At 62.1% G+C, this 1294-nt stretch carries 1 pseudogene; it reads right to left on the bottom strand.

Features of this window, described 5'->3' with window-relative positions:
- Positions 1-1294: pseudogene (locus OLZ32_RS39115) on the bottom strand (Ti-type conjugative transfer relaxase TraA); the annotation flags it as partial.

The following is a 1294-nucleotide window of genomic DNA, read 5'->3' as shown; positions in this document are numbered from 1 at the left end:
CGGTTCGACGCTTGTATCCGATGAAAGCGCGCTCAGGGCGACAAGTGCTGCATCCGGGTCACGATAGATCTTCTCAAGCAACGGCCGCAGGATCGCCTCCCGCTCCCTCCAGGCAGGAGACGCAAGCTGCGTAAGTCGCGCGTCTTCCTCCACGCTCCTGGCAAAAACTGTGGTGGATGGGATCAGATATCGGCCACGAACAACGTCCGCCTCCGAGACGGTTTGCGTTTCAATTCGTTCCTCATCGTAGGCGACCCGCCGTTCCCGCTCGATCGCGAAGCCGAGCGCAACGCTCGCCCTCTCCCAAAGCTTCGCCACCTGCTCGCGCTTCTCAGCAATCCCGGCCCACCGCCGCCAAACGCCTTCCTCCATCCCGGCGGCAGCTTGAGAAAGAGTGTCGAGCCCACGACGCCGGGCGAAGTCGTCGGCATGGGCCTGGTAGCCGGCCTCGCTCTCAAAATCGAGCGTCGTCGTCTTGGCGCCGGAGCGCGACAGGCGCAGGGTGAGCTGCTTGAACAGGTCCGGCCGATGGCTTTCCCGCTCGATGCGCTCCAGGCGTTCTGCGACGGTTTCGACCCGACTGGCGGTCCAGACATTGCGGTCGACTTCTCTTTCCTCGAATCGCTTCTGGCCGGTTTGCTCATCGACGATCGGAACCTGAACCTTGACCTTCTCGACACCGTCCTTGCGCAGGGTCACCGTGTCGCCCTGGGAGACACCACCTTCTTCGAGCGCCTTCGGCAAGCTCACACCCCAGAGACGATGGACGGCTCCGTCATCCGTCTTTACGTCGGCATAAGGACTGTCGTCGGCGTCCTCGTCATTCGGCCGGAATTTGGCTTGTCCTGTTTCCACGAGCTCACCGGTCACGCCGGCAGCATGATCGACACGCGGCTTCCTCCCCCATTCCGGCCTCGCCTCAAAATCTTCCTTCGCGGCATAGAGGTCAGCGCGGTCGCGATGTCGGGTCATCGACACATAGGTCAGGTGCTGGTCCATCATGCCGGTGGCGAGTACGAAGGTTCGCTCGACGGTGGCACCTTGAGATTTGTGGATGGTCGCGGCGTAGCCATGATCGACGTTGCGATAGCTGTCCTCACTGATGACGACGTCACGGCCATTGTCGAGACGGACCGAAAGCAGTGTATCACCGCGTTTGTCCCCGGTGGAAACGACCGTGCCGAGCATGCCGTTCTTGACATATTGCGGGCCGAGACGGGGAGCACGTGGCTCGAGGAAGCGGGCATTCTCCAGGAAGATGATGCGGTCGCCGACGGTAAACTCTCGCGCTCCG

This window comes from Rhizobium acaciae (genome assembly GCF_025941625.1).
Taxonomy (GTDB): domain Bacteria; phylum Pseudomonadota; class Alphaproteobacteria; order Rhizobiales; family Rhizobiaceae; genus Rhizobium; species Rhizobium acaciae.
The sequence above is the reverse complement of the archived record's forward strand: the minus strand, read 5'-3'. Positions and strand labels throughout refer to the sequence as shown.